The 1,818-nt window shown below is 33.4% G+C and carries 2 protein-coding genes; one reads left to right on the top strand and one right to left on the bottom strand.

Features of this window, described 5'->3' with window-relative positions; genetic code table 11:
- Window positions 1-173: 173 nt before the first annotated feature.
- A complete protein-coding gene (gene mdh / locus Q0C22_RS08680; protein WP_291493818.1) occupies window positions 174-1,115 on the bottom strand; it encodes a malate dehydrogenase in 942 nt (313 codons plus the stop codon).
- A 93-nt stretch (window positions 1,116-1,208) separates the two neighbouring features.
- On the opposite strand from mdh, the gene Q0C22_RS08675 reads away from it, so the two are divergent.
- The coding region (locus Q0C22_RS08675; protein ID WP_291493816.1) for a LysR family transcriptional regulator at window positions 1,209-1,818 on the top strand (610 nt) is incomplete at its 3' end.

Genomic DNA, 1,818 nt, shown 5'->3' with positions numbered 1-1,818 from the left:
TTATTGCATCATAATCGCCTATTATTTGTGCTAATTCCTGCGGCGTTAGATTAAATTTTTCTTCTACTTCGATGTTATTTTTTCTTATGTAATCCAGACCTTCTTGAGCCACATGCTCTGTGACTAAAATTTTCATTTAGCTCTCCTTTTTAAAGATAGAGAGGAAAACCTCTCTACCAACCCAAAATTTTATTTACTGAAGCTACCTGTTCTTTAACTTTTTCAACAGATAATTTAAGCAATGATTGCTCTTCTTCTGTGAGTTTAAATTGCAATATTTTTTCGACGCCATTTTTACCTATTACAACTGGTACACCTAAAAAATAACCAGAAATGCCAAACTCGCCTTCAAGGTATGCTGCGCATGGCAGTACTCTTTTTTCATCAAAAATAATTGCTTTTGCCATCTCAACAGCTGCAGCAGCCGGTGTATAGTAAGCTGAACCTGTTTTTAGGTGTGCAACGATTTCTGCACCGCCATTTTGAGTTCTTTTTACAATAGCATCAATTTCATCCTTTGGTAAAAGTTCGGTTATCGGAATGCCGCACACATTTGCAAGTCTTACCAAAGGCAACATATAATCACCATGTATTCCCATAACAATAGCATTTACATCCTTTGGAGAAACACCAATAGCATCTGCTAAAAATGATCTATACCTTGCTGAATCCAACACGCCTGCCATACCAATAACTTTATTTTTTGGTAAGCCCGATACTTTGTAAGAAGTATAAACCATAGCATCTATTGGGTTTGTAACTACAACTAAATAAGCATCTTTTGAGTATTCCAACGCTTTTTCTGTAACTTCTTTTACTATTTTTACATTTGTGGCAAGTAAATCATCCCTTGACATACCAGGTTTTCTTGCAATACCGGATGTAATGATAATAACATCAGAATCAGCAGTATCTTTGTAATCGTTTGTACCAATGATACTGCAAGAAATACCAGAAATAGGCCTAAACTGAGATTGATCAAGGGCTTTACCTTGAGGAATACCTTCTAAAACATCCAATAAAACTACATCACCAAGACCTTCAATTGCTGCCCAATGCGCTGCTGTTGCGCCTACATTACCTGCTCCAATAACAGTTACTTTACTGCGTCTCATAAAATCCTCCTTTATTTTTTTTACACTTGTAATATAATTAATTTTTATGTATAATGCAAATTAGAACTTTTAAACAAGGTATTAGGAGAACTTATGAATGTGGCTGATTTGTCACTACATCATGTAGTGGTATTCAATAGTGTAGCAAAAACACTTAATATGAGCAAGAGTGCAAAAGAGCTTTTGGTCACTCAATCGGCAGTTAGTCAAACTATAAAAGATTTGGAAACAAAATTTTCTGTTAAATTATTTTTGAGAAAAAATAGACGCTTGTATTTAACAGAAGAGGGTAAAGAATTTTATTACTATACAAAAAAAATTTTTGATATTTTAGAAGAAGCAAAGTTGTGTTTGGAAAATTTCAATACCCTAAAAAAGGGACGTGTGTCAATTGGTGCAAGCATGACAATTGGTAACTACTTATTGCCAGAGTTTATTGTAAAGTTTAAACAAACTTATCCAGATATTGATTTGAGTTTATTTATTGCAAATAGTTCAGAAGTAATCGAAAAACTTCGCACCTCAGAAATTGATCTTGCCTTAATTGAAGGCTTACCTTATACAAATGATAAATCAATTAAGATAATACGTTTTGCCAAAGATAAGTTAACGTTTATTTGTTCTCCTCAGCATAAATTTGCTTCGCAACAAAAAGTAACATTAAAAGAATTATTAAAAGAACAATTTATTATGCGTGAGCGAG

The sequence above is a fragment of the Desulfurella sp. genome (assembly GCF_023256235.1).
Classification (GTDB): domain Bacteria; phylum Campylobacterota_A; class Desulfurellia; order Desulfurellales; family Desulfurellaceae; genus Desulfurella.
Note: the sequence above shows the minus strand (reverse complement) of the source record. Positions and strands in the feature narration are given on the sequence as shown.